The sequence below is a fragment of the Xanthomonas sp. CPBF 426 genome (assembly GCF_903989465.1).
GTDB classification, from domain to species: Bacteria; Pseudomonadota; Gammaproteobacteria; order Xanthomonadales; family Xanthomonadaceae; genus Xanthomonas; species Xanthomonas euroxanthea.
This window is the reverse complement of record NZ_LR861805.1, coordinates 1396310-1422156: the sequence shown is the minus strand read 5'-3', so window position 1 is coordinate 1422156 and position 25847 is coordinate 1396310. Positions and strand designations below refer to the sequence as shown.

Below are 25847 nucleotides of genomic sequence, written 5' to 3'. Positions count from 1 at the left end.
CGTCACGCGACGCAGCGCGACACGCCCTCCCATCTCGTCCGCAGCCTTCCAAGCAAGCTACTCCTGCGAGCGCGGTGTCGGCACCTTGGCGGCCACGCTGAAGTCGGCGATCTTCCACAGATAGAACGCGGCATAGCTGCGGTACGGGCCCCAGCGTTCGCCGCGGATGGCCAGTTCCTTCGGCGTCGGCATCTGCTCCTGCCTGTCCACGCGCTGGGCGCCCTTGCGCACGCCAAGGTCGTCGACGGGCAGCAGGTCCGGGCGACCCAGCCGGAACATCAGCATCATTTCCACCGTCCAGCGGCCGATGCCGCGCACCGGCACCAGGGCCTGGACAATCGCTTCCTCGTCCATGAAGGCGAGCTTGCGCAGGGAAGGAATCTCGCCATCGCGCTCACGGCGCGCCAGATCGCGCAAGGCCAGCGACTTGTTGCCGGAGACACCGCACGCACGCAGTGCCGCATCGTCGATGCGACCAAGCGTGTCTGCATGCAGGCGCGACGCACCGATGGCTACTTCCACCCGTGCCACGATCGTCGATGCGGCCTTGCCGCTGAGCTGCTGAAACAGGATCGCGCGCGCCAACGCATCCACCGGGTCGAACGGCTTGCGCCAACCCGGCTGCGCGGCAATCGGGCCGATGCGCTTCATCCATGCACCCAGCGCGCGATCGCGCCGGGCCAGGTGCGCAAATGCGGCTTCCACATCGAATCCGCGGGCGTGGCGCGGCATGCTCAGCGCCTCAACGCGCCGATCGCCAGCACCACCCAGCCCAGCATCAGGCTGACCCCGCCAACCGGCGCCAGGCTGGTCGGCCAGTGCAACACCGCGCCGCCGGCCAGGCTGCCGGCAAACAGCAGCGTGCCGAGCAACAGCAGATACAGGCCGATCCGGCCAAGCGCACGCGTCTCTGTGGCGCCGAGCACCGCCAGCACGGCACCGTGGCCGAAGGCATACAGCGCTGCCAGTTGCAGCCGCGATTGCACCAGCGCATCGGTCACGCCATGCGAGGCATAGGCCGACAGGCCCACCGCGATGGCGGCCAGCAAGGCGCCGCAACACGCCAGCAGCGAAGGATGTTTCTTGCGACGTTCGAGCAGGGACATGAAGGCGGTTCCATTGCAGCGCCGTGGCACAAAAAAAAACGCGCCGCAGGACTGCGGCGCGTTTTGGTCTGGATCAGGTCATCGTGGCGAAACGATTACTTGATGGCCCAGTAGACGTCGTAGGTACCGTCCTGCGTAAACGACTTGTCCACGCCGCCCTTCCACGACTCGTACGGACGCTCGGTCACGTCGTTGCCGTTGGTGGCAGCCCAGGCACGCAGGGAGCTACGCACTGCATCCAGGCCGGCCATGTGGCCTGCATAGGTCGCAAATGCGGAACGGTGCGCCTTGGTGCGCTCGTACTTGACCGGTGCTTCCGACGGGATATTGACCTTCAACTCCTCGCCCGCGGCAGCAACCGGCGTTGCATCCACAGGTGCGGCAGCCGCAGCGTCATCCTTCTTGGCATCAGCCTTGGCGGTCTCGGCCTTGGGGTCGGTCTTCGGCGCGCCACCGGCACGCTTGCGGACCGGCTGCACCACGTCGAAGGCGTACTTGTCGGAGGCAAAGTCGGTGGTCACGATGCGGACCGGACCAGCAGCCTCGAGGCCGTTGGCGTCCATCACGCGCTTGATCCACTCCTGGTTGTCCTTGATCGACTTCTTGATCGTCTCGTTGTCACGATCGATGTTGCCTGCGTTGACGACCAACAGGTCCTCGGCCGGCACATCGACGATCTTGAGATCGCTCAACACCGGCTTGCCGTCGAGCTGGGCGCGGTAGTCGAAATTCGGCACGGTGGCCAGTGCGGTCGCCAGACGCGACAGACCCAGCTTCAGGTCGTCGCCCACGTGGCGGCTGACATACAGACCGGCATAACGACCGAACAGGTTCCAGCCGTACTTGACGCTGTAGTCCTGGGTGATCTTGACGTTCTTGTTGTTCTTGCCAGTCGGCGCAAGGGTGAAGTTGGTGACTTTGTCGTAGCCCTTGGTGGGATCGTCGATCGAAATCTCAACACGCTCGTTCTTGACGCTGTTGGTGATCTCCCAGCTGCCGTCGCCGATGTAGCCTTCGGTGGAGCTGTATTCGACGCGTGCACCCTTGCCCTCTTCCGGGCCGACCAGCTTCAGCTGGATCTTCGGGTCACGCAGCACAAGCGGGTTCCAATCCTTGAAACGACGGAAGCTGTTCACGGTGTCGTAAACAATCGTCATCCTGCGGTTGGTCTCAACACTCTCGGACATCTGCCGCTCCGAGGGCAACACCAAGCCCACCACGACAAACAAGCCAGCCACGATCCCCAAGGCGATCAGGAACTCGATAATACGGGTCATTCAGGAGGTCTCCGGGGCCGATCCCACGGCCGGGTTGAGTGAAGCGAAGCCGCCATCCTAGCAGGCTTCGAGAAAGATGTTCAGTTGTGCGACGGGTAGCGCGGTCTTGCGGTGTCATCCACCGCGCAACCGCGCGGTCCATGACTGCGCAATCCCAACCTGCACAAGGGTTTGGGCAGATTGCGCGCAGCTATCATGCACATCGCGCGATGCCTGTGTGTGATGCGATGGCTACCGGCGCCGTTTTCGGCCTCCGGCAGCGCGCTGGATCCGGTCCGGAAACGACCAGACCACCCCGCCGCGCCCGCTGGCGCACGCGCGGCGGAGCGCACGCACCGCCGCAGGCCGGAAGCAGCGCCACCTGCGTTGCCGATCAGACCAATTGCAGTTCGAAGGCCTTCAACACCGCGCGGGTGCGGTCACGCACGCCGAGCTTGGACAGGATGTTGGAGACGTGGTTCTTGATGGTGCCCTCGGCCACGCCCAGCGAGTTGGCGATCTCCTTGTTGGAAAAGCCGCTGGCCATCAGCCGCAGGATCTCGGTCTCGCGGTCGGTCAGCGGATCGGGCCGGTCCAGGCTGACGAACTCGTTGCGCATGTGCTCCAGGCCCGACAGCAGGCGCTGGGTCACCGCCGGCTGCACCAGCGAGCCGCCGTCGGCCACGGTGCGGATCGCGCCGACCAGTTGCTCCAGCGAGACGTCCTTGAGCAAATAGCCCTTGGCACCGGCCTTGAGTCCGGCCAGCACCAGCTGGTCGTCGTCGAAGGTGGTCAGGATGATGGTCGGCGGCAGCGTGCCGTTGCGCGAGAGCATCTGCAGCGCTTCCAGGCCGGACATCACCGGCATGCGCATGTCCATCAGCACCACGTCGGGCTGGATCTGCGGGATCTGCTCCACCGCCTGCTTGCCGTCGGAGGCCTCGGCCACCACTTCGATGCCGTTGTCCAGCGCCAGCAGCGAGCGGATGCCCTGGCGTACCAGGGTTTGGTCGTCGACCAGGCACACACGGATCATCAAAACACTCCTTGAGTAACGGCCGCAGGCATCAGTGCCGGCGCGCCTGGAACGGAGATGCGCAGGCCGAAGCCGTCACCCCGCCGGGTCTGGATCTCCAACTGGCCACCATACTGGTTCAGCCGTTCGCGCATGCCGCGCAGCCCGTTACCGGGCGCCACCGTCTCGGCGCCGTGGCCGTCGTCGCGCGCGTCGATCAGCACGCTGTCTCCGTCCCGGCGCACCTGGATCCACAGGTTGCGCGCACCGGCGTGGCGCACCGCATTGGTGATGATTTCCTGGGTACAGCGCAGCAGCACATGCGCACGCTCGGGGTCGTCCAGGGTCAGCGGCTGGGCGATGTCCAGATGGATGTCCAGCGAGGGCACCTGGGTCACCAGCGGGCGCAGGGCCGCTTCCAGGTCGATCGCGCCGCTGTCGCGCAGCTGGCTGACCGCTTCGCGCACATCGGTGAGCAGCAGCTTGGCCAGCGTATGCGCCTGGCGCACATGCTCCTGGGCCTGGCCGTCGGTGATGTGGCCGGCCACTTCCAGGTTCAGGCTCAGCGCGGTGAGGTGGTGGCCGAGCAGGTCGTGCAGTTCGCGCGAGATGCGGGTGCGCTCGTTGACGCGGGCGCTTTCGGCCAGCAGCGCACGGGTGGCGCGCAGTTCGGCATTGAGCCGGCGCTGTTCCTCGCGGGCATCGGTCTGCTGGCGCGCGACCAGGCTGGTCACGAAAATGAACATCGAGAAGCCGCCGTACAGCAACGACTGCATCAGCGCGGCGAACAGGGTGAAGTCCGGGCGCAGGTAATAGAACACCGGCAGCACCGCCAGCTGGCTGAGTACCAGCCAGGCCACACCGATGCGCAGCGGCAGCAACCAGGGGATCACCCCGGCCGCCACCATCATCAGGATGCTGCCCAGCCCGGTTCCGCTCAGATAGCTCACCGCCAGCGCGAAGATGGTCAGCAGCAGCAGGATCAGCCGGTCGTACCAATGGGCGTGGCCGCCGCTGCTCAGGCCGCGGGTCAGCCAGAAGTAGCTGGCGCCGAAACCGACGAAGAACGCCGACATCAGCAGGCCCTCGGCCACGCTGCGGTGGTCGCCCTCCTCGGCGGCCGGCCAGTAGGTGTACACCAACGGCATGGCGATCATCGCCCAGGTGAACAGGCCGGCGAAGCGCAGGACGCGCGTATGACTGAGGTATCCCAACATGCAGGCATCTTAGGCGCTCGCCGGGCGGCTGCCCTCTTGCCGGAAGTCATGCATGTGCTTGCACGGACGGACGGTCCCGGCAGCAAGACCTCCCGGCGTCGGCGTGGTGCGTCCGCCTCGTACGCACAGGGCCGGCACACGGCGGGTCGCCGCTTCAGGCCCCGCATGCAATAATCCGACGCAGATCCGATTTCGGGTCGAGAGCGTTACCCCACGGAGTCCCAATGTCGATCGTTATCCGCGACGTGCGCGAGCACGAGCTCGATTCCGTCCTGGCCCTGAACAACAATGCCGGACTGGCAATCCTGCCGCTGGATTCAACCAAGCTGCAACGTTTCTACGAGCAGGCCGAATATTTCCGCGTCGCCGAGCGCGACGGCAACCTGGCCGGGTTCCTGGTCGGGTTCGGCAGCGGCAGTGCGCATGACAGCAGCAATTTCGCCTGGTTCCGGGACCGTCACCCGGAATTCTTCTATATCGACCGCATCGTGGTCGCCAGCCGCCGTCGCGGCGGCGGCGTCGGGCGTGCGTTCTATGCCGATGTGCAGAGCTATACCGAGTTGCGCTACCCGCAACTGGCCTGCGAAGTGTTCCTGGACCATGGCGCCGATGCGGCGTTGCTGTTCCATGGCAGCTTCGGCTTTCGCGAGGTCGGCCAGAACACCATGGCCGATGTCGAGGTGCGCGCCAGCATGCTGATGAAAGACATGTGCAGCTATCCGTGGGTCAAGGAGACCTATGCCGGCAAGTTGCCGGACCATCTTCCGTGGGTCGGCCGGCCGCGGCATGCCGCCACCGACAACCCGTCGACGGGGAGCTGAGGCGTGGCAAGCGTGAATGTGGATTTCGAACAGGCCGGCGAACTGAAGATCGGCCAGGTGGGCATCGCCAACCTGCGCGTGCGCACGCTGGACGTCCCGCGCCTGGTGCGCGAGATGCGCGAACGCGTGACCCGCGCGCCGAAGTTGTTCGGACGCGCGGCGGTGATCCTGGATTTCGGCGGGCTGTCGCAGTTGCCGGACCTGGACACGGCCAAGGCGCTGCTGGACGGTCTGCGCGATGCCGGCGTATTGCCGGTGGCACTGGCCTACGGCACCAGCGAGATCGACCTGCTCTCGCAGCAGCTCGGCGTGCCGCTGCTGGCCAAGTTCCGGGCGCAATACGAGCCGACCGCGGTGAGCCCGCCCCCGCCCCCGCCTCCCCCGCCGCGTGCCGAACCCGCAGCGCCTGCCGCGCGGCCGGCACCTGGACGCATGCAACGCAACGCGGTGCGCTCGGGCCAGCAGCTGTATGCGGAGAACTGCGACCTGACTGTCCTCAGTACGGTCGGTGCCGGAGCGGAGGTCATCGCCGACGGCAGCATCCATATCTACGGTACCCTGCGTGGCCGCGCGTTGGCCGGCGCCCAGGGCAACCCTGACGCGCGCATCTTCTGCCGCGACTTCCACGCCGAACTGGTTGCCATCGCTGGCCACTACAAGGTGCTGGACGATGTTCCCATGGACCTGCGTGGCAAGGCCGTCCAGGTCTGGCTGGAGCAGGATCAGATCAAGATCGCTGCGCTGGATTGACGCAGCCCAACCACAGAAATATTTCGGAGAAATCCTTTGGCTGAAATCATCGTAGTCACCTCCGGCAAGGGCGGCGTCGGCAAGACCACCACCAGCGCGAGCCTGGCCTGCGGGCTGGCACGGCGCGGCAAGAAGGTCGCCGTCATCGACTTCGACGTCGGTCTGCGCAACCTGGACCTGATCATGGGCTGCGAGCGGCGCGTGGTGTACGACTTCGTCAACGTCGTGCATGGCGAAGCCACGCTCAAGCAGTCGCTGATCAAGGACAAGCGCTTCGACAACCTGTACGTGCTGGCTGCCTCGCAGACCCGCGACAAGGACGCGCTGACCCAGGAAGGCGTGGAGAAGGTGCTCAAGGACCTGGCCGCCGACGGCTTCGACTACATCGTCTGCGATTCGCCGGCCGGTATCGAGAAGGGCGCATTCCTGGCGATGTACTTCGCCGACCGCGCGGTGGTGGTGGTCAATCCGGAAGTCTCCTCGGTCCGCGACTCGGACCGCATCATCGGCCTGCTCGATTCCAAGACCCGCAAGGCCGAGCAAGGCCAGACCGTGCCGGCCTTCCTGCTGCTGACCCGCTACAGCCCGGGCCGCGTGGAAGGCGGCGAGATGCTCAGCATCACCGACGTGGAAGAAGTGCTCGGCCTGAAGGCCATCGGCGTGATCCCCGAATCCGGCGACGTGCTCAATGCCTCCAACAAGGGCGAGCCGGTGATCCTGGATGCCGAGTCCCCGGCCGGCCAGGCCTACGACGACGCGGTCGCCCGCATCATGGGCGAAGAGCGCCCGATGCGATTCACATCCGTGGAGAAGAAAGGCTTCTTCAGCAAGCTGTTCGGAGGGTAAGCATGGGCCTGCTCGATTTTCTCAAGAGCAAGAAGAACACCGCCGAGACGGCCAAGAACCGCCTGCAGATCATCATTGCGCAGGAGCGCAACCACCGCGGCGGTCCGGATTACCTGCCGCTGCTGCAGCGTGAATTGCTGGAAGTGATCAAGAAGTACGTCAACATCGACGCCGATGCGGTGCGGGTGGACCTGGTCAAGGATGGCGAGCATGACGTGCTCGATATTTCCGTCGCCTTGCCCGAAGACGGCGACAAGTAAGCGATACCTGCAGCACCGTGCCTGCACGGTGCTGCGGTGACGGCCCGAACCGACCGCGAGCCTTTGCGTGTGACCATCGATTCTTCCTCCAGCGCCGAGCCAGCCAGCGTGTTGTGCGTGGGCGATATCGGCCTGGATGCACCCACTGCCCTGCTCTCCGGTTATGGTTTGCGCCTGCATCGGGTGGACGCCGGCGCGCCGATCCCCGGCAGTTTCTGGGGCGAACCGGAGGCCGGCATCATCGGCTGCGATGTCTATGTGCGTGACGACACGCCGGTGCATTCGCTGCTGCACGAGGCCGGGCACCTGATCGTCCTGCCGGCCGACAAACGCGCGGCCGTGCATACCGACGCGACCGATTCGGTGGATGAGGAAGACGCCACCTGTTACCTGCAGATCCTGCTGGCCGAGCAGTTGCCCGGCGTGGGCAGCGCGCGCCTGATGACCGACATGGACACCTGGGGCTACACCTACCGGCTCGGATCCACGCGCGCCTGGTTCGAGCAGGACGCGGACAATGCGCGCAGCTGGCTGCTCGCTCGCAACCTGTTGCCGCAGTAACGCCGGATCGCCGCTGCCTGATCGTCAGGCCGTGGCGTACCTGCAGGCCGGCATGCACAGGCTGCCAGCATACCTCCCCGAATCGAGCCAGTGGCCACGCACTGCAGTGCCACTTCACTGCGTGGCATAAGCAGGCCGCAGACGACGGGGTCGTCAGCATCCGCATAGACCATGCCGAATGCTCGCGTGTAAAACATGCCGGCTGCCGTCTCCGTGCAGGTCGCGCGCATCGCCAGGCGCGGTGTTTCGTAGCACTGCAGTCACGCCGCGCAGCATCACGACGGCGCAGACATCTCCTCAACGCCACGCCGCGTAGGCTGCAGCGCATGCATAGCCTGTTTTTCAACACGGTGCTGCTGGGCGGCACCGCAGCCGATAAATTGTCGGCCGCGCAGGCGGCCGGCTTCGATGCGGTCGAATTGTGGGAACAGGATCTGCAGCAGTTGGCGCGATCGCCGGCGCAGGTGCGCGGCGCCCTCCACCAGCTCGGGCTTGGACTGACCGACTACCAGGTGCTGCGCGATGTGGACGGTGCCGCTGACGCGCAACGCGACCGTTGCCGCGCGCACGCGCTGCAGATGCTGGAAACCGCCGCCGCGTTGGGCGCGGGTGTGGTGCAGGCACCGGCCAACACGCGTGCCGACGTCGTGCCTGCACGGATCGTCGAGGATCTGCGCTGGCTGGGCCGTGCCGCGGCGGAGCACGGCCTGCGCATCGCCTACGAACCGATGGCGTGGAGCACGGTCAATCACACCCTGCCTGCCGCGTGGGCAAGCGTGCGTGCCAGCGGCGCGGACAACATCGATCTGGTGGTGGATGCCTACCACCTGTTCGCGCCAAGCCGTGGGCTGGACGACCTGGACGCCATCCCGGCCACGCGCATCGCCAATGTGCAGTTATGCGATGTGGCGCAGCCGGTGGCGCCAGGTGCGCTGGGCGCGGTGGCGCGGCATGCGCGCCTGCTGCCGGGCGAAGGCTGCTTTCCGCTGTCGGCGCTGTTGCGGCGCCTGGCCGGCATGGGCTACACAGGGCCGATCGGCATCGAGGTCTTCAACGATGCCCGCAAGGCGGCCGCTGCTCCGGCCACCGCGGCGGCGGCGATGGCCGCACTGCGCAGCTGCCTCGAGCGTGCCGGCGCTTAGCCGCGCTGCGCGCCGCTGAGATCCAGCGTCACCACCGTGCCCTGCCCTGCACTGGAATCCAGGTGCAGATGCCAGCCCAGATGCTCGCAGAGCCGTCCGATCAGCTCCAGCCCGATGCCGTTGCCCTGGCGTGCGTTGTCGCGCGCCAGGAGCGCGTAGATCGCGCTGATCTCCTCCGGCGTCATGCCGTGGCCCGGGTCGGCAATGCGCACTACCCCTGGTGCCGATAGCGAAACGCGGATGATGCCGCGGTCACTGTTCTCGATCGCGTTGCGCAACAGATTGCCGATGGCGGTCTGCACGATCGCCACCGGTGCGGTGAGGCTGCATGGCGGAAGCGGGTCGGTGAGGACCTGCAGATCCTTGTCGGCGAGCAGATGCGCGTGGTCGGCGACGATCTCCGGCAGCAACAGATCCAGGCGCAGCGTATCGCTGCTGCGCGTCAGCCGGCCGGGGTCCTTGGCCAGCACCAGCAACAAGGTGATCAACTGCTCTACCGCGGCGCTGGTCTGCGCGATGCGCTCCAGTTGATGACGCACCGCCGACGGGGTGCCGGGTTGTTCCAGTGCCAGTTCGGCAGCGTTGCCGATCACCGCCAGCGGGGTGCGCAACTCGTGGCTGGCACTGTCGATGAAGGCGCGTTCGCGTTCGACGAACTGGCCGTTGCGATCGAGATAATCGTTGAGCGCATCGGCAATCACGTACAGCTCGGCGCTGCCCTGCGGGCCAACAGCAATGCGTTGTGCACGCCGCTCCGGACGCAGCGCGCCGATGTCGCGCGCCAGCTCCACCAGCGGGCGCACCAGCCGCGCCATCGCATAAGTCCCCATCAACAAGGTGATGCCGATCAGCGCGACGCCGGCGGCCAGCATCCAGCGGGTGATGAACTGCTCCAGCGCTTCGAAGTCGGTGATATCCAGCACCAGCGCCAGGCGCCCGGCATGCGGGGTGTCGCGCACCATCACCGCGCTCTGGCGGCCGGCGATCTCCAGCTCGTCGTGCAGGCCGGGATGCAGCGTGCGCAGGACCGGCGGCACCATCGCGCTGCCGTCGACGCGATACAACCGCAAGGTGTCCGAGTCCTGCCAGCGGTAATCCGGATTCTGCGCACTGCGATCCAGGATGCTGTCCAGCTCCGAATTCAACAACGAGCGCCACACGCCGTGTTCCGCGCGCTCGTGCAGATACTGCGCGGTGCCGAACACCGCCAGCACCATCAGCAGCGTGTAGCCGAACAACCACACCAGCACGCGACGGCCCAACGGGCGCTGCCTAAGCATCGCTACACTCGCCCGTGGACTGATCGCCGGCGCCTTCCAACGGCGCCAGGCGATAGCCCAGCCGCGGCAGCGTATGGATCAGTTTCTGCGCGAACGGGCCATCCACGCTGCGGCGCAACTCGTAGATATGCGAGCGCAGCATGTCGCCATCGGGCGGGTCGTCGCCCCAGAGCGATTGCTCAAGACGCTGCCGGGTGACGGCGGCGGGGCTGGCCTGCATCAGCACTTCCAGCAACTTGCGGCAGGCCGGATACAGGTGCAGCACCTGGCCGGCGCGGGTGGCTTCCAGGGTGGACAGGTCCAGGCGCAGATCGGCCACCTGCAGCAACTTGCCGCGTCGGCGCCCATGCGCACGCGCCAGCAGGGCCTCGATGCGAACCTCCAGTTCCGGCAGCGCGAACGGCTTGGTCAGGTAGTCGTCGGCACCGGCGCGGAAGCCGGCGATCTTGTCGGGCAACTCGTCGCGGGCGGTGAGCATGATCACCGGCAATTCGGACTGGTGCTGCTCGCGCAGGCGGCGCAGTACTTCCGGGCCGTCCATGCGCGGCATCATCCAGTCCAGCACCAACACGTCGTAGTGCTGGGTGGTGGCCAGGTGCAGGCCGGTGATTCCATCGGGCGCGGCGTCCAGGGTGTGCCCGCGCGCTTCGAAATAGTCGAACAGGTTGGCAACCATGTTGCGGTTGTCTTCGATGACCAGCAGCCGCATGAGCGCGTTTCCAGGGCGGCCCGGCAGGGACGATGTGCGCATCCTAACCGAGCCTGGCCGAACACAGCCGCTCTGGAGAGTTCCGACAAAATTCCGACCTGCCAACCGGATAGTGTGGCGCCCCACCGCTCGGGGCGTGCGCGTGTCGCCTGCCATCTCCGCCGCCACTTCCCGCCACCGCGCACTGCTTGCCGCCGTGGTGCTGATCGTCGTCAGCCTGCTGGCCGGCCTGGGCCTGCGCCAGCCCAACCCACCGGATGAGCCGCGCTTTGTGCTGGCCGCACGCAGCATGGTCGAGACCGGCCAGTGGTTGCTGCCGCATCGCGGCCGCGACCTGTATGCCGAGAAGCCGCCGGTGTTCATGTGGTTGCAGGCCGCCAGCTATGAGCTGGTGCCGCACTGGACCGTCGCCTTCCTGCTGCCTTCGCTGCTGGCTGCGCTCGCCACCTTGTGGCTGACCTGGGACATCGCGCGGCGCCTATGGAACCGGCGCGTGGCGCGTCATGCGGTGCTGGCGTTGTTTGCGGTGCTGCAGTTCGGCCTGATGGCCAAGCGTGCCCAGATCGACATGGTGCTGGTCGCGCTGACCACGCTGTCGTTGTGGGGAATGCTTCGGCATCTGCTACGCGGGCCGGACTGGCGCGCATGGACGCTGGGGGTATTCGCAGCCGGCGTGGGTACGGTGACCAAGGGCGTGGGCTTCCTGCCATTGCTGCTGTTGCTGCCGTGGATGGCGCTGCCGCGCAGGCACTGGAGCGTGCTGCCGGCACGCGCACAGGCTGGGCGCAGCTGGTTGCTGGTGCTGCCGGCGTTTCTGGCCGGCACTGCGGTATGGCTTGGTCCGCTCGGCATCGCGTTATGGCAGAGCAACGACCCGGCGCTGCACGCGTACGCGCACGAGTTGTTGTTCAAGCAGACCGGCACCCGCTACGCGCACGCATGGCATCACCTCAAACCGGCCTGGTACTACCTGCAGGTGATCGCCACGCTGTGGTTGCCGGGCTGCCTGGTGTTGCCATGGTTGCTGCCGGCGTGGTGGCGACGGCTGCGGCGCGGCGACCCCCGCTATCTGTTGCTGCTCGCCTGGAGCCTGCTGGTGCTGGTGTTTTTCAGTGCCAGCCCAGGCAAGCGCGAGGTCTACATCTTTCCGATGCTGCCGGCCCTGTGCATCGCCGCGGCACCGCTGCTGGCCGGACTGCTGCGCAAGCATGGCGTCCGCGTGTTACTGACCGGCTACCTGCTGCTGCTTGCGCTGGCCGCTCTTGCATTGGGCAGCGGCATCGCACTGCATCTGCACTGGGCGGAAAACACTGCATTGAAGCGTGGCATGGCGTTGGCCTCGCTGCAGTCGGTCGGTGTGTGGTTGATCGGCCTGGGCGTGGTCGGCCTGGCGGCACTTGCCTGGTCGCGCGGCAAGCGCACCGGCACCGCGGTGGTGGTGGTGACCGCCGCGCTATGGATCGTCTACGGCCTGGGCTTGATGCCTGCACTGGATCCCTACAGCTCTGCTGCGCGGGTGATGCAGCGCGTGGGGCAGCACATCGGCCCGGATGCCGAGCTGGGCATGCTGGCCTGGCGCGAACAGAACATGCTGCAGGCGGACCGGGCGGTGACCGACTTCGGCTTCAAGGCAAGCTGGCAGCAGCAATGGGCCAAGGCAGGCCCCTGGCTTGCACACGCCCCCGAGCGTCGTTGGTTGTTCGTCCTCAAGCAGGCAGTACCGGCCTGCATCGATCCGGCGCAACGTTTCGATGTTGGCGAATCCAATCGCAATCAATGGCAGTTACTGCCGGGCACGGCATGGCATGCCGGCTGCGTTGCCGCCGATACCGACACCGATACCGATACCGATCCTGGTGCCGGCGACAGCGAGACAGACTGAACGCCGGATAGCGTGTTAACAGCCGAGCAACCTCGGTCCGACCGCTTTCCGACATGCCGCTTTCGAAGATGCCGGGCATAGACCACCGGCCGATGCTTCGATGACCACGTTTCCCGTATACGCACCTGCCCTGACGCGCACAGCCACTGCTGCGCAAACCCGCTTCCTGGTTCGGCATCTGTGGCTACCGCTGGCCGGCGTGCTGGTGCTCAGCGCGTTGTTGATGAGTGCCGGTGGCGACCAGTGGATTGCCGATGCGCTGTATCGGCTGGAAGGCGGGCATTGGCTGCTCAAGGACCACTGGTTCACCAGCGGCGTGATTCACCGCGTCGGCAAATGGCTGAGCACCGCAGCCGCTGTCAGCGTGCTGGTGCTGGCGCTGGTCGCCTGGTGCCGGCCACGCCTGCGTGTGCTGCGCTGGCCGCTGACCTATCTGGCTACATCGATCGCACTGTCGACCTCGCTGGTGTCCTTGCTCAAGTCGTGGACGGCGATGGATTGCCCCTGGGATTTGAGCCGTTATGGCGGCACCCAGCCGATGATCGGGCTGTTCGAATCGCGCCATGGCATTGCCGCGTCCGGTTGTTTTCCCGCAGGTCACGCCAGTGCCGGTTATGCGTGGGTGGCGTTGTATTTCTGTGCGCTGGCACTGCGTCCTGCATGGCGTGTTCCTGCATTGTGGCTGGGCATCGCGGCAGGGCTGTTGTTCGGGATTGCGCAGCAACTGCGCGGCGCGCATTTCCTGTCGCACGACCTGTGGTCGCTGGCGGTGTGTTGGGGAACCGCACTTGCACTGTACTGGGGGATGCTGGCTCGACCGCATCGCGCCAATGAAGTGGTGTTGCAATCGGGGGATGCAGCATGAGCACCTATCTACCGCAATCGCGTGGGCGCAAGCGCCTGCGCGCACTGACCTGGACAACGCGCCCCACGGTTTCGACCGAGACGCTGGTGCTGCTGTCGAGCGTGTTCTTTGCACTGGTATGCAATCAGCTGTTCTGGCATACGGCCATGGCCACGCATCCGGGCAGCCTCGGGTTTGCCATCTCGTTGATGGCGCTGCTGGTGGCCGTGCATGCGTTATTGCTGGGTCTGCTGGTCTGGCGCTGGAACGCCAAGCCACTGCTGACGCTGCTGCTGTTCACCACAGCGCTGGCTGCGCACTACATGGACAGCTACAACGTCTATCTGGATGCGGACATGCTGCGCAACGTGCTGCATACCGACCATAAGGAATCGCGCGAGCTGCTCACGCCCGGCTTGATCCTGCCGCTGCTGTGCTACTTCCTGATTCCGACCACGCTGTTGTGGCGCACCCGCCTGCACGCGCGCAGCATCGGCAGATCGCTGGCAACCCGCGCCGGCTTTCTGCTGGTGGTGGCAGTGCTCGGCGCGGCCGGCGCGATGCTGTCCTCGCAAGACGTCTCCGCGTTGATGCGCAATCACCGCGAGGTGCGTTACCTGGCCACGCCGATCAATTACATCGTGGCGCTGCGGCAGAACCTCAAGTCCGATTCGCCGATCAAGCACGCGCCCAGGCAACCGGTCGAGCACGATGCCATGGCCACGCCACGCGCACCGGGAAGCCGTCCGCGCCTGCTGCTGGTGGTACTGGGCGAAACCGCGCGTGCGCAGAACTGGGGCCTCAACGGCTATGCGCGCCAGACCACGCCCGAGCTGGCGCAGGCCGGGGTGATCAATTTCCCCGACATGCATTCGTGCGGCACCAGCACCGAGGTCTCGGTGCCGTGCATGTTTTCGCCATTCGGCCGCCGCGATTACAACGAGGACATGATCCGCAGCCACCAGTCGCTGCTGCATGTGCTCGAACATGCCGGCATTTCCACGCTGTGGCGCGATAACCAATCCGGCTGCAAGGGCGTCTGCGACGGACTGGAGATCCAGAAGCTGGACGATGCCACCACGCCAGGGCTGTGCGCCGACGGCCGTTGCATGGACGAGATCCTGCTGAGCGATCTGGCTGCACAAGTGCGGGCAAAGCCCGGCGACCGCGTGGTGGTGCTGCATCAACTCGGCAGCCACGGACCGAGTTATTTCGAGCGCTACCCGGCACGGTTCGAGCGCTTCAAGCCGGTGTGCAAGACCGCCGACCTGGGCAGTTGCAGCCGCCAGGACATCGTCAACGCCTACGATAATTCCATCGCCTACACCGATCACTTCCTCAACCAGGCCATCCACGCACTGCGCGGGTTGCAGGATTACGACACCGCGATGATCTACCTCTCCGATCACGGCGAATCGCTGGGCGAAAAAGGCCTTTACCTGCATGGTGTGCCGTACGCGATCGCGCCCAAGGAACAGACCCATGTCCCGATGGTGATGTGGTTCTCGCCGGAGTTCGCACGCGACCGCGGCCTGGACGAAACCTGCCTGCGCCACCGTGCCGGCCAGTACACCGACCAGGACGCGCTGTTCCCATCGGTGCTCGGGCTGATGCAGGTCAAGACCAGCGCCTATGCACGCGAGCGCGATCTGTTTGCGCAATGCACGGGATAAACAACTGGGTAATCCGAACTTGGTTATCGAGTGCGCGGCGCCCCTCAGACATGGAGCCGACACGTCATGATCGAACAGGGCGCATCCGGCACTGCTCTTCCATGCGCACCGACCATCTCGACTGGTCCTTGCCCGCCCACCGTCGCGGGACCTTGAGCGGCATGGATGCCGCGCCAGAGCCTACACGGACGTACTTGCGGCGTGTCCCGCGATGGTGGGCGGGCAAGCGCCCTGCAGTAAAGCCGCAGATCAGCCCCCTGCTTTATCGATGCTGCCCAGGCCTTTAAAGCACGACATCCAGAGCAACCGGGACTTAGAACACTGGCATCGTTTAAGCGCGATCAAATGCTTGAGCCAAGAGCTTAGTCAGTGGAGGGCGCGGCGAGGACACCGCACGAGACGGTGTGCTGATTGTTTTTACTGAAAGCCATGCACACCGACCATCTCGACTGGCCCTTGCCCGCCCACCGTCGCGGGACCTTACGCGGCATGGATGCCGCGTAAGAGCCTACATGGACGTACTTGCGGCGTGTCCCGCGATGGTGGGCGGGCAAGGACCCTGCGGCAAACTCACAGCGTCGCGGGCGCGGTGCCCTCACCGCTTGCAGGACACGCCGTAAACCCGTCCCTGGGGGCTCGGTGGCGGCATCCATGCCGCCACACGGTCCCGCAATCGGCGAGGACACCGCACCAGACGGTGTGCTGATTGTTTTGCTGAAAGCCATGCACACCGACCATCTCGACTGGTCCTTGCCCGCTCACCATCGCGGGACCTTGAGCGGCATGGATGCCGCGCCAGAGCCTACACGGACGTACTTGCGGCGTGTCCTGCGATGGTGGGCGGACAAGGGCCCTGCAGCAAACCCGCAGTCCGAGGGCGCGGTGCCCTCACCGCACCAGACAGTGTGCTGGTTACTTTGTTGAAAACCATGCACACCGACCATCTCGACGGGTCCTCGCCACACATCGTCGCGGGACCTTCGTCTCCCCTGATCAGCAGGTATGCACCTGCAGACGTCCGCGTCGCGTGCGCAGTGACAGTGCTTGCGGTAGACCGCGCTGCGTTCTAGCCTGCGTCGGACTTCACCGCAAGGACCACCCGTGAATCCTCGTTTGTTGTGGCTGGCATTGGCCGTGGCCGCCGGCACGCTGTCGTTGTCGGCCTGCCGTCGGGATACGGCAGAACCCGCCAGGCCCGCTGCGGCCAAAACCGCGCCGCAGGAAAGCGCCGACCAGTTTGTTGCTCGCATCAGCGCCGAGTACAAGGCCGCGTACCCGGAAGTCACTGCCGCGCAGTGGTTGTCTTCGACCTACATCAATGGCGATTCCCAGTTGCTGGCCGCCAAGGCCAACGAGCGCTCGCTGGCGCAGCTGGACCGCTGGATCGAACAATCCAAGCAGTACGCAGGTACCCCGATGTCGGCCGACAGCGCGCGTGCATTGCAACTGCTGAAACTGATGAGCGCCCTGCCCGCGCCACGCGACCCAGCCAAGCTGGCGGAGCTCACCCGGATCGCCGCCAAGATGGAAGGCGACTACGGCGCCGGCAGCTATTGCGTGGGCGATGGCGAGCAACGCCGCTGCCGCCAGCTCGGCGAGCTGGAGCAGGTGCTGGCCAGCAGCCGCGATTACGCAGAGCAACTGGATGCCTGGCAGGGCTGGCATGGCACCGCAATCCCGATGCGCAAGGACTACCAGCGATTTGTCGAGCTCGCCAACGAGGGCGCGCGCGGACTGGGCTTTGCCGATGTCGGGGTGCTATGGCGCAGCGGCTACGACATGCCGCCGGCGCAACTGGCCAGCGAAACCGACCGTCTCTGGGAGCAGGTCAAACCGCTGTACGCACAACTGCAGTGCTATGCGCGCGGCAAGCTCGATACGCAATACGGCAAGGACAAGGGCGAGCTTGCCGGCGGCATGTTGCCCGCGCATCTGATGGGCAATATGTGGCAGCAGGACTGGAGCAATCTGTGGGACCTGCTGCAGCCGTATCCAGGTGCCGGCGATCTGGACATCACCGCCGCGCTGGAAAAACAATACCAGGGCAACCTGAGTGCGGTGCTGGCACGCACCAACGTCACCACGGGCACCGAAGGCGGCAGCGGCGCCCGCTTCCAGGCCGAACGTGAAGCGCAACTGCGCACCGCAAAACAGATGACCGAGCGTGCGCAGGACTTCTACACCTCGCTCGGCATGCCCAAGCTTCCCGACACCTATTGGCAGCGGTCGCAGTTCATCAAGCCCCTGGACCGCGACGTGGTCTGCCATGCCAGCGCGTGGGACATGAACATGGGCGGCGAGCCAAACCAGAATATCGGCGCGGACGTGCGCACCAAGATGTGCATCAAGCCAACCGAAGAGGATTTCACCACCATCTACCACGAGCTCGGCCACATCTATTACGACCTGGCCTACAACCCGCTGCCGCCGCTGTTCCAGAACGGCGCCAACGATGGCTTCCACGAAGCGATCGGCGACACCATCGTGCTGGCGATGACGCCCAGGTATCTGCAGTCGATCGGCATGGTGGGCGAACAACAGGCCGGCCGCGAGGCGCTGATCAATTCGCAGATGCGCATGGCGCTGAGCAAGGTTGCCTTCCTGCCATTCGGTTTGATGATCGACCGCTGGCGCTGGGGCGTATTCGACGGCTCGATCACCCCCGAGCACTACAACCAGGCCTGGTGGGAGCTGAAAGCCAAATACCAGGGCGTGGCGCCGGTGAACCCGCGCGGCGAGGAGTTCTTCGATGCCGGTGCCAAGTACCACGTGCCGGGCAATACGCCGTACACCCGCTATTTTCTGGCGCACATCCTGCAGTTCCAGTTCTACAAGGGCCTGTGCGAAGCCGCAGGCCACCAAGGCCCGTTGTACGAGTGCAGCTTCTACGGCAACAAGGACGCCGGGCAGAAGTTCTGGTCGATGCTGCAACGTGGCGCCAGCCAACCCTGGCAGACCACGCTGAAGGAACTCACCGGCAACGAGCGCCTGGATGCCGGCCCGATGCTGGAATATTTCGCACCGATGAACGAGTGGCTGAAGCAGCAGAACCAGGGGAAATTGTGCGGCTGGCAGGCGACCGCGCCCGCTGCCGCCGGCAACGCGCCGCCGCCTGCCGCGATGCACTGACGCGCCGCTTTCCCTGCGGCATGCGGCCGCCGCCGCCCTGGCCGCCGCATAACATTGATTTGATAAATGCCAAAAACGCCGGCGATATACTGCGCGCCCGCTGCACCGGCGCAGCATGCAGGATGCATCCAATGAACAACGCCTCCACCGGCCCGGACCCGCGCGACGCGGACACCAACAAGCAGCTCATCGACGACGCGAACGACCGCGCGTTCGACCCGACCTACAGCAGCAAGAACAGCGACTATTCGGTGGAACTGGGCAGCAGCACCGTGGAGCTCAACCCCGAAGATCAGTCGGTCAAGTATTCCCATACCAGTGAGCAGGGCAACGGCAGCCAGGCCCGGCCACTGGGCGAGAACAGCCTGCAGACCAACACCTCGCTGGGCCTGGGCAAGCTCAGCGATGCCGACGCGAAGACCACCACCTTCAATCTGGAGGCCGACGCGCGTACCGGCCAACAGCAAAGCCTGCAGACCAAGCTCGGCGACGGCAAATTGAACATCGAAGCTGGTGTCAGTGGCGGGCAGCGCATGCGCTACGCACTGACGCTGCCCGGTGCCGACCAGCCTGCAGAGGCTGCCACGCGCGTCAATCCACTACAGCCGGAGAGCCTTCCGATCGGCGCGCGTGCGGTGATGGACACGCAGACCTACACCCAGCGCGATTCCTCGGCGAGCCTGCAACACCTCAGCATGCAGAGCGAGATCACCGAAGCCAGCGGCCGCAGCTACCTGATCGAGCGTGTGGACGAGCGCCACGTGCGGGTGGTGACCGGACCCAACGCAGCCATCGAGGCGGTGAACGCAGCTGGCTTCAAGGTGGGACCGGCGCAGGCCCTGCTCGGGCGCGCCGACTCGCTGGGCCAGTCGCGGGTGGAGAGTGCGCAGTTCGACCTGGCCGATCCGCGTGCGCTCGCGGCCATGGGCCAGTTCGTGCGCGAGGGCACGCTGGCACCAGGCGTGCCCGGCGTCGACGAACAACAGACGCTGGAGCGCATCAACTTCAGCTCGCAGCAGCGGCTGCAGCTGGAATTGGGCCCGCTCAGCGCCGATGTGGCCGGCAACCGCAACCAGGGCAGCCAGGTGCGCATCAGCACACCGGGCCAGGACGGCTACACGGTGGTGCAACAGCTGCAATACGGAGACAACGTGCCGCTGACGATCGTGCGCCAGTACGACGGCAACGACACCGAACGCGTGCAGGACCGCAGCTACCGCTTCGAGATCGATGGCGACGTTGCCACGCCGGGGCTGCTGCAACGCCTGGGCGGGCGCAACGAGGCCAGCGAGGAAAAGGCGATCGCGCAGAATCTCAACAGCGCGCTGAGCGGCGAGATGGCGGGCACCGGTGCGATCGCGCCAGGGCAGAAGACCACGCTGGCCTTCAGCGAGGCGCAGATGCAGGCGCTGATGGAGCAGACCCAGGCCAGCGTCGAGGCCAGCAGGATCGGCGGCAGCTCGCTGAGCTCGCTGGTCGGCGACCGCGGCGCCGCGCCGCAGTCACCCGAACGCTTCGCGATCGCGATGGCCCGCAATGTGGGCAGCACGCCGTATCCATTCGTCGAGCGGCTGCAGCGCATCGCCGACGGTGCCGATGGGACATACGACGGCCAGTTGCAGCGCATCGATGCCGAGGTCGTTCCGCGCCAGGCAGCGACGGCGACCGCCGCCTCGGATGCGCGCCATCCGGCCAATCCGGACCATGCGCTGCTGAACCAATGCACCGCAGCGGTGGAGCAGCTGGAGGCCGCGCGTGGCCGCGTGCCCGATGCGGACAGCGAGCGCCTGGCAGCCGGAGCGCTGGTGGCCGCGCGCGAGCATGGGCTGCAGCGCGTGGATCACGTGGTGCTGGGGCGCGACCCGGCACAGGGCTTCGTGGTCCAGGGGGCGCTGGATTCGCCGGCCCACCTGCGCGGACCATTCGATGCGCAGGCCGCGCAGCAGACGCCGGTGGACCACAGTCTGCAACGCGCGCAGGCGCTGGGCGCCGGGCAGGATCGCAACGCCGCCGCGCAGGAACAGACGCAGCAGCAGGACCTGCAGCGACAGGCACCGGCGCGCTGATCCGGCGCACTGGCTGATTCGCAGCCAGACGCTGGCGCAGTTCAGCCCGACCACTGCCCATCTGCGGAATGGGCAATGGTCGGAATCGGCTTCGCCGACACCGCTGCGTGTATGGCCTCAGTTGGGACGCGCGGGCACCAGCTTCTGCGCGAACTCGATCCGGAACGCCTCGAAATCCCTGCCGTCGGCAGCGGCCTCGGCATGCGCCGCATCCTTGAGCGTGTCCGAGTAGGTCAGCCGTACCGGCGTGCCCTGGCGTTCGTGCAACTCGGCCGCGCGCATGATCAGGGCCAGCACCTGGGCGGCACTGGTGCTCTCGCCGGCGATGCGGCCGTCCATGCCGAGCACCCATTCGCCGTCGCGGCGGACGATGCCGGCCAGTAGCGTGCGCTGCTGGTCGCGCAGTTCGGCATGCGGCTCGATCGGCGAAACTGGCGCGGGATTGGCGGCGGCCTGGTTGCGCAGGCGCTCGGCGGCGCGCTTGCGGGCGTCGCGGCGCAGCTTGGAATCGGTGGACATGCAGGCTCCTGTGAGGTCAGAGATGGTCGGCCGGCTCCAGAGGCACGGCCTCTTCGGCTTGGCGGCGGCGTAGACGGCGGCCGCTGCGGCGCTCCCAGCGCCAGAATAGCCAGCCCAGCAGGAAAAAACCGGTCATGCCGATCGCCAGGTGGCGCGGGTGTTCACTCAGCAGCGGCGACAGCACCCCGGCTACCAGCGTATTGGTCATCAACTGGGTGAAGGCCTGCAGCGAGGACGCCAGCCCGCGCTGGTGCGGGTACATGTCCAGCACTGCCAGCGCCAGGATCGGGAAGATCAGTGCCATGCCCACGCCGGCCAGGAAGATCGGCAGCACCGCCCATGGCAGCGCGATCTGCGCTGCCGTCATGGTGTAGCCCAGGTTCGCCAGCGCCGCCACGCCGCAGCAGATGAAGCCGATGCGGATCTGCCGCACCGGGTCCATGCTGCCGGCCATGCGCCCGGACAGGAACGAGCCCAGCGTCATGCCGCCGATGGTGGGAATGAACAGCCAGGCGAAGTCGCCTTCGCCCAGGTGCAGGTGGCGCATGATCAGCACCGGCGCCGAGGCGATGTACAGGAAGATGCCGGCGAAGTTGAACGCACCGGCCGCGGCCAGGCGCTGGAAGCGCGGGTTGAAGCCGATCCGCACGTAGTCGTGCAGCAGGCGCTTGAGCTGCAGCGGCGTGCGCGCCTCCACCGGGTGGGTCTCCGGCAGCCAGGTCAGCGTGGCCACCAGCAGCACCAGCCCGAACGCCACCAGAAACCAGAAGATCAGCGGCCAGCCGGCACCGCTGAGCAGAATCCAGCCGCCGATGATCGGCGCGATCGCCGGGGCGATGCCGAAGATCATCGACACCTGGCTCATCAGCCGTTGCGCGTCCGGGCCCTGGAACAGGTCGCGGATCACCGCCCGCCCGACGATCATGCCGACCCCGGCCGACAGGCCCTGCAACGCGCGGAACGCCAGCAGGGTGGGCAGGTCCTGCGACAGCGCGCAGCCCACCGAGCCGGCGATGAACAGCACCAGCCCGCCCAGGATCACCCGCTTGCGGCCCCAGGCATCGGACAGTGGGCCGTGCGCGATGCTCATCAGCCCGTAGGCGAGCAGATAGACGCTGATGGTCTGCTGGATCGCCACTTCGTCCACCGCCAGGCTGCGGCTGAGCCGCGAGAACGCCGGAAAGATGGTGTCGATGGAAAACGGACCAAACATCGCCAGCCCGGCGAGCAGCAGCGCCATGCGACGGGTGGAAGGCGTGGTGGGGGGCATGCAGGGATCCGAAACGTGGTGCACCGGGGGACGCACGCCGACGCTGGCCTGGGGGGGGCGCGTCGGGATGGGCACAAGGGCGTCGATGATAGGCGCTCGCCGTTGCAAGGTTAAGCAGGCCCGAGTGCATGGGGCGTGCCCCCGCCCTGGCGGACGCGCCCGCCGCTGCGCACGCAGGCTATAATCGGCCGGCAACACGGTGGGAGAAGCGGCACTGCCGCTGCCGAAGGCGCAACAGCCCGTAATCGCTCAGGCCCGATACCATCCGCAGTACAACTCTGGAGAGACCGGCCGATGCCGGCGCCGAAGGGGCACGGAACGCAGGCAGGCCCAGCGCCATGCCGCGCTCTTAAACTCTCAGGCAAAAGGACAGAGGGGCGCGAGGAAGACTGTCGCTGCGACAGGAGGTGATGCGCTGCGCGCGTCACGCCGGTCTGGCGGCGGTCGACCATTCGTCTGCCCCCTGCCCCGGATGCCCGCCATGTCCCAGACCACGTCTTCCTTGCGCGACCTCGAACACCACAGCGCGTTCGTCGAACGCCATATCGGCCCCAACGACGCAGAAATCGCACAGATGCTGGACGTGGTCGGCCACGCCTCGCTGGATGCGATGACCGATGCGATCGTGCCGGGCAACATCAAGTCGCCGGCGGCGCTGGCGCTGCCCGAGGCGATCACCGAAGAAGAAGCGTTGGCCAAGATCCGCGCCATTGCCGGCAAGAACCAGGTGCAGCGCAGCTTCATCGGCCAGGGCTACTACGGCACCCATACGCCGAAGGTGATCCTGCGCAACATCCTGGAAAACCCGGCCTGGTACACCGCCTATACGCCGTACCAGGCGGAGATTTCGCAAGGCCGCATGGAAGCGCTGATCAACTTCCAGACCCTGTGCGCCGACCTCACCGGCATGCAGATCGCCAACGCCTCGCTGCTGGACGAAGCCACCGCCGCGGCCGAAGCGATGACGCTGGCCAAGCGCTCGGCCAAGTCGAAGTCGGAGACCTTCTTCGTGCACGACGCGGTGCATCCGCAGACCCAGGAACTGCTGCGCACCCGCGCCGAGCCGCTGGGCATCGTGCTGCGCGTCGGCACGCCGGAGGAAGCGCTGCAGGCCGAGTGCTTCGGCGTGCTGCTGCAGTACCCGGACAGCTTCGGGCATATCGGCGATCACGCCGCGCTGGCCGAGGCAGTGCACGCGCAAGGCGGGCTGGTCGCGGTGGCGACCGATCTGCTGGCGCTGACGCTGATCGCCGCGCCCGGCGAATGGGGTGCGGACATCGTGGTCGGCAATTCGCAGCGCTTCGGCGTGCCGTTCGGTTTCGGCGGCCCGCATGCGGCCTTCATGGCCTGCCGCGATGCCTACAAGCGCTCGATGCCGGGCCGGCTGATCGGCGTGTCGATCGATGCCGCCGGCAACCCGGCCTACCGCCTCACCTTGCAGACGCGCGAACAACATATCCGCCGCGAGAAGGCCACCTCCAACATCTGCACCGCGCAGGTGCTGCTGGCGGTGATGGCCTCGATGTACGCGGTCTACCACGGCCCCGCGGGCCTGACCCGCATCGCGCGGCGTACCCATCGCCTGGCCGCGATCCTGGCCGCCGCCTTGCGCGGCGCCGGCGTCAGTGTGGGCGAGCATTTCTTCGACACCCTGCACGTCAAGGCGATCGATGCCGATGCCATCCACGCCAAGGCGCGTGCGGGCGGCATCAACCTGCGCGCGATCGACAGCGAAGCGGTCGGCATCAGCCTGGATGAAACCAGCACGCGCGCCGACGTGGTCGCACTGGCCGCGTTGTTCGGCGCGCAGGCAGATGTGGATGCGCTCGATGCCGCCACCGCCGACGCGTTGCCGCAGGGCCTGCTGCGCAGCACGCCCTTCCTGACCCACCCGGTGTTCAACACCCACCACAGCGAGCACGAACTGCTGCGCTACATGCGCTCGCTGGCCGACAAGGACCTGGCGATGGATCGGACCATGATCCCGCTGGGCAGCTGCACGATGAAGCTCAATGCCACCGCCGAGATGATCCCGGTGACCTGGCCCGAGTTCGGCGCGATCCATCCGCTGGCACCGGCCGAGCAATCGGCCGGCTACGCGCAGCTGATCGATGAGCTGGAAGCGATGCTGGTCGAATGCACCGGCTACGACGCGGTGAGCCTGCAGCCCAACTCCGGTGCACAGGGCGAGTACGCCGGCCTGCTGGCGATCCGTGCCTATCACCGCTCGCGCGGTGAGGCGCACCGCGATATCTGCCTGATTCCCGAATCCGCGCACGGCACCAACCCGGCCTCGGCGCAGATGTGCGGCATGACCGTGGTCGTGACCAAGTGCGATGCCAACGGCAATGTCGATGTCGACGACATCCGCGCCAAGGCAGAGAAGTACTCCGGGCGCCTGGCCGCGTTGATGATCACCTACCCGTCCACCCACGGCGTGTTCGAAGAGGACGTGGTGGCGATCTGCGAAGCGGTGCATGCGCATGGCGGCCAGGTCTATACCGACGGCGCCAACATGAATGCCCTGGTCGGCGTGGCCAAGCCCGGCAAGTGGGGCTCGGACGTGTCGCATCTGAACCTGCACAAGACCTTCTGCATTCCGCATGGCGGCGGCGGTCCGGGAGTGGGTCCGTGCGCAGTGAAGTCGCACCTGGCGCCGTTTTTACCGCGCACGCTGGGCGGCGAAGGCGACGTCGGCATGGTCAGCGCCGCCAGCTACGGCTCGGCCTCGATCCTGCCGATCAGCTGGATGTACGTGACCATGATGGGCAGCGCCGGCCTGCGCAAGGCAACCCAGGTGGCCCTGCTCAACGCCAACTACATCGCCAAGCGCTTGGCGCCGCACTACAAGACGCTGTACACCGGCCGCAATGGCCTGGTGGCACACGAGTGCATCCTGGACATCCGCCCGCTGGAAAAGACCAGCGGCATCGGCGCCGAGGACATTGCCAAGCGCCTGATCGACTTCGGCTTCCACGCACCGACCTTGAGCTTCCCGGTCGCCGGCACCTTGATGGTGGAACCGACCGAAAGCGAATCGCAGCATGAGCTGGACCGCTTCATCGACGCAATGATCCAGATCCGCGAGGAAATCCGCGCCATCGAAGACGGCCGCCTGGATCGCGACGACAACCCGCTCAAGCATGCCCCGCACACCGCCACGCAGGTATCGGCCAGCGAGTGGACCCACGCCTACCCGCGCGAACTGGCCGCCTTCCCGCTGCCCAGCCTCAAGCAGCAGAAGTACTGGCCGCCGGTCGCACGCGTGGACAACGTCTACGGCGACAAGAACGTGATGTGCGCCTGCATCCCGGTGGATGCCTACAAGGACGATGTGGAGGCGTAAGCGCTGCCCTGTCGCGCTGACGTGTGGCATTCAAACCCAGCCCGGGAATTGCCGGGCTGGGTTTTTCGTTTCCGGCGGCAGCAGTCAGTGTCTGGCCACATCGCGCGTTGCTGGCAAGCGCCTGCGCCGTAGCCGGGCACGGCTTGGGTGGGGCC

At 66.3% G+C, this 25847-nt stretch carries 21 protein-coding genes, 1 pseudogene and 1 riboswitch; of the genes and pseudogenes, 12 read left to right on the top strand and 10 right to left on the bottom strand.

The genetic code is table 11. The features are described from left to right. Positions 1–57: 57 nt before the first annotated feature. From H7A87_RS06075 to H7A87_RS06055, 5 genes are all read right to left on the bottom strand, one after another. Entirely contained in the window at positions 58–732 is a 675-nt protein-coding gene (locus tag H7A87_RS06075) for a DNA-3-methyladenine glycosylase (protein WP_119128894.1), read from the bottom strand. A 2-nt stretch (positions 733–734) separates the two neighbouring features. Beyond that, a complete protein-coding gene (locus H7A87_RS06070; protein ID WP_104582424.1) occupies positions 735–1106 on the bottom strand; it encodes a DUF423 domain-containing protein in 372 nt (123 codons plus the stop codon). Positions 1107–1201: 95 nt separating this feature from the next. Next, complete coding sequence (locus tag H7A87_RS06065; RefSeq protein WP_119128893.1) at positions 1202–2383, bottom strand: SRPBCC family protein; 1182 nt, start codon at positions 2381–2383, stop codon at positions 1202–1204. 373 nt (positions 2384–2756) lie between these two features. Continuing rightward, positions 2757–3398, bottom strand: coding sequence for a response regulator transcription factor (locus H7A87_RS06060; protein ID WP_005990002.1), 642 nt, complete (start codon positions 3396–3398; stop codon positions 2757–2759). After that, entirely contained in the window at positions 3398–4594 is a 1197-nt protein-coding gene (locus H7A87_RS06055) for a sensor histidine kinase (RefSeq protein WP_104582422.1), read from the bottom strand. The genes H7A87_RS06060 and H7A87_RS06055 overlap by 1 nt, the downstream gene beginning before the upstream one ends. 224 nt (positions 4595–4818) lie before the next feature. Here H7A87_RS06055 and H7A87_RS06050 point away from each other — a divergent pair, with 224 nt between their 5' ends. The 6 genes from H7A87_RS06050 (at position 4819) to H7A87_RS06025 (ending at position 8974) form a co-directional block, all read left to right on the top strand. After that, positions 4819–5415, top strand: coding sequence for a GNAT family N-acetyltransferase (locus H7A87_RS06050; RefSeq protein ID WP_104582421.1), 597 nt, complete (start codon positions 4819–4821; stop codon positions 5413–5415). A gap of 3 nt (positions 5416–5418) precedes the next feature. After that, positions 5419–6165, top strand: a complete 747-nt coding sequence (gene minC, locus H7A87_RS06045) for a septum site-determining protein MinC (RefSeq protein ID WP_104650286.1) — start codon at positions 5419–5421, stop codon at positions 6163–6165. 36 nt (positions 6166–6201) lie between these two features. Next, positions 6202–7011, top strand: a complete 810-nt coding sequence (gene minD, locus H7A87_RS06040; RefSeq protein WP_046342008.1) for a septum site-determining protein MinD — start codon at positions 6202–6204, stop codon at positions 7009–7011. 2 nt (positions 7012–7013) lie between these two features. After that, positions 7014–7271, top strand: a complete 258-nt coding sequence (gene minE / locus H7A87_RS06035) for a cell division topological specificity factor MinE (RefSeq protein WP_005994583.1) — start codon at positions 7014–7016, stop codon at positions 7269–7271. Positions 7272–7334: 63 nt separating this feature from the next. Continuing rightward, on the top strand, positions 7335–7832 hold the full coding sequence (locus tag H7A87_RS06030; protein WP_119128892.1) for a hypothetical protein: 498 nt from the start codon (positions 7335–7337) through the stop codon (positions 7830–7832). 326 nt (positions 7833–8158) lie between these two features. Further along, positions 8159–8974: a sugar phosphate isomerase/epimerase family protein gene (locus tag H7A87_RS06025; protein WP_119128891.1), complete on the top strand. Its 816-nt coding sequence runs from the start codon at positions 8159–8161 to the stop codon at positions 8972–8974. Here the strand turns inward: H7A87_RS06025 and H7A87_RS06020 are convergent. Together H7A87_RS06020 and H7A87_RS06015 are read right to left on the bottom strand one after the other, a co-directional pair. Beyond that, positions 8971–10254 carry a HAMP domain-containing sensor histidine kinase gene (locus tag H7A87_RS06020; RefSeq protein ID WP_119128890.1) on the bottom strand — a complete coding sequence of 428 codons (1284 nt, stop codon included), beginning with the start codon at positions 10252–10254 and terminating at the stop codon, positions 8971–8973. The genes H7A87_RS06025 and H7A87_RS06020 overlap by 4 nt on opposite strands. Then, a complete protein-coding gene (locus tag H7A87_RS06015) occupies positions 10247–10963 on the bottom strand; it encodes a response regulator transcription factor (protein ID WP_119128889.1) in 717 nt (238 codons plus the stop codon). Before H7A87_RS06015 ends, H7A87_RS06020 begins: the two co-directional genes overlap by 8 nt. Before the next feature lie 136 nt (positions 10964–11099). On the opposite strand from H7A87_RS06015, the gene H7A87_RS06010 reads away from it, so the two are divergent. The 3 genes from H7A87_RS06010 (at position 11100) to H7A87_RS06000 (ending at position 15362) form a co-directional block, all read left to right on the top strand. After that, a complete protein-coding gene (locus tag H7A87_RS06010) occupies positions 11100–12845 on the top strand; it encodes a glycosyltransferase family 39 protein (RefSeq protein ID WP_180496906.1) in 1746 nt (581 codons plus the stop codon). 100 nt (positions 12846–12945) lie between these two features. Continuing rightward, positions 12946–13710, top strand: a complete 765-nt coding sequence (locus tag H7A87_RS06005) for a phosphatase PAP2 family protein (RefSeq protein ID WP_104650293.1) — start codon at positions 12946–12948, stop codon at positions 13708–13710. Next, on the top strand, positions 13707–15362 hold the full coding sequence (locus tag H7A87_RS06000) for a phosphoethanolamine--lipid A transferase (RefSeq protein WP_119128888.1): 1656 nt from the start codon (positions 13707–13709) through the stop codon (positions 15360–15362). Before H7A87_RS06005 ends, H7A87_RS06000 begins: the two co-directional genes overlap by 4 nt. Positions 15363–15957: 595 nt before the next feature. On the opposite strand, the pseudogene H7A87_RS20975 reads toward H7A87_RS06000, so the two are convergent. Further along, positions 15958–16151 (bottom strand): annotated as a pseudogene (locus tag H7A87_RS20975) (hypothetical protein). Between the two features lie 312 nt (positions 16152–16463). Between H7A87_RS20975 and H7A87_RS05995 the strand changes: the two are divergent. After that, complete coding sequence (locus H7A87_RS05995) at positions 16464–18491, top strand: M2 family metallopeptidase (RefSeq protein ID WP_119129215.1); 2028 nt, start codon at positions 16464–16466, stop codon at positions 18489–18491. Positions 18492–18622: 131 nt separating this feature from the next. Continuing rightward, complete coding sequence (locus tag H7A87_RS05990; protein ID WP_119129267.1) at positions 18623–20557, top strand: XVIPCD domain-containing protein; 1935 nt, start codon at positions 18623–18625, stop codon at positions 20555–20557. Positions 20558–20674: 117 nt separating this feature from the next. Here the strand turns inward: H7A87_RS05990 and H7A87_RS05985 are convergent, their stop codons facing one another. Together H7A87_RS05985 and H7A87_RS05980 are read right to left on the bottom strand one after the other, a co-directional pair. After that, positions 20675–21076 carry a hypothetical protein gene (locus H7A87_RS05985; protein WP_104649754.1) on the bottom strand — a complete coding sequence of 134 codons (402 nt, stop codon included), beginning with the start codon at positions 21074–21076 and terminating at the stop codon, positions 20675–20677. Between the two features lie 16 nt (positions 21077–21092). Next, entirely contained in the window at positions 21093–22346 is a 1254-nt protein-coding gene (locus tag H7A87_RS05980) for a multidrug effflux MFS transporter (protein WP_115676351.1), read from the bottom strand. 268 nt (positions 22347–22614) lie between these two features. Next, positions 22615–22729, top strand: a riboswitch (glycine riboswitch). Positions 22730–22818: 89 nt separating this feature from the next. Here H7A87_RS05980 and gcvP point away from each other — a divergent pair. Further along, positions 22819–25692: an aminomethyl-transferring glycine dehydrogenase gene (gcvP, locus tag H7A87_RS05975; RefSeq protein WP_180496905.1), complete on the top strand. Its 2874-nt coding sequence runs from the start codon at positions 22819–22821 to the stop codon at positions 25690–25692. Positions 25693–25847 lie beyond the last annotated feature (155 nt).

Bases quoted from the DNA above. Each gene is read 5' to 3' on its own strand.
- H7A87_RS06015 (WP_119128889.1), bottom strand. From the start codon at position 10,963: ATGCGGCTGCTGGTCATCGAAGACAACCGCAACATGGTTGCCAACCTG.
- H7A87_RS06025 (WP_119128891.1), top strand. From the start codon at position 8,159: ATGCATAGCCTGTTTTTCAACACGGTGCTGCTGGGCGGCACCGCAGCC.
- H7A87_RS06005 (WP_104650293.1), top strand. From the start codon at position 12,946: ATGACCACGTTTCCCGTATACGCACCTGCCCTGACGCGCACAGCCACT.
- minE (WP_005994583.1), top strand. From the start codon at position 7,014: ATGGGCCTGCTCGATTTTCTCAAGAGCAAGAAGAACACCGCCGAGACG.
- H7A87_RS06075 (WP_119128894.1), bottom strand. From the start codon at position 732: ATGCCGCGCCACGCCCGCGGATTCGATGTGGAAGCCGCATTTGCGCAC.
- H7A87_RS06000 (WP_119128888.1), top strand. From the start codon at position 13,707: ATGAGCACCTATCTACCGCAATCGCGTGGGCGCAAGCGCCTGCGCGCA.
- H7A87_RS06020 (WP_119128890.1), bottom strand. From the start codon at position 10,254: ATGCTTAGGCAGCGCCCGTTGGGCCGTCGCGTGCTGGTGTGGTTGTTC.
- gcvP (WP_180496905.1), top strand. From the start codon at position 22,819: ATGCCCGCCATGTCCCAGACCACGTCTTCCTTGCGCGACCTCGAACAC.
- H7A87_RS06055 (WP_104582422.1), bottom strand. From the start codon at position 4,594: ATGTTGGGATACCTCAGTCATACGCGCGTCCTGCGCTTCGCCGGCCTG.
- H7A87_RS06060 (WP_005990002.1), bottom strand. From the start codon at position 3,398: ATGATCCGTGTGTGCCTGGTCGACGACCAAACCCTGGTACGCCAGGGC.
- H7A87_RS06050 (WP_104582421.1), top strand. From the start codon at position 4,819: ATGTCGATCGTTATCCGCGACGTGCGCGAGCACGAGCTCGATTCCGTC.
- H7A87_RS06070 (WP_104582424.1), bottom strand. From the start codon at position 1,106: ATGTCCCTGCTCGAACGTCGCAAGAAACATCCTTCGCTGCTGGCGTGT.
- H7A87_RS05985 (WP_104649754.1), bottom strand. From the start codon at position 21,076: ATGTCCACCGATTCCAAGCTGCGCCGCGACGCCCGCAAGCGCGCCGCC.
- H7A87_RS06065 (WP_119128893.1), bottom strand. From the start codon at position 2,383: ATGACCCGTATTATCGAGTTCCTGATCGCCTTGGGGATCGTGGCTGGC.
- H7A87_RS05980 (WP_115676351.1), bottom strand. From the start codon at position 22,346: ATGCCCCCCACCACGCCTTCCACCCGTCGCATGGCGCTGCTGCTCGCC.
- H7A87_RS05990 (WP_119129267.1), top strand. From the start codon at position 18,623: ATGAACAACGCCTCCACCGGCCCGGACCCGCGCGACGCGGACACCAAC.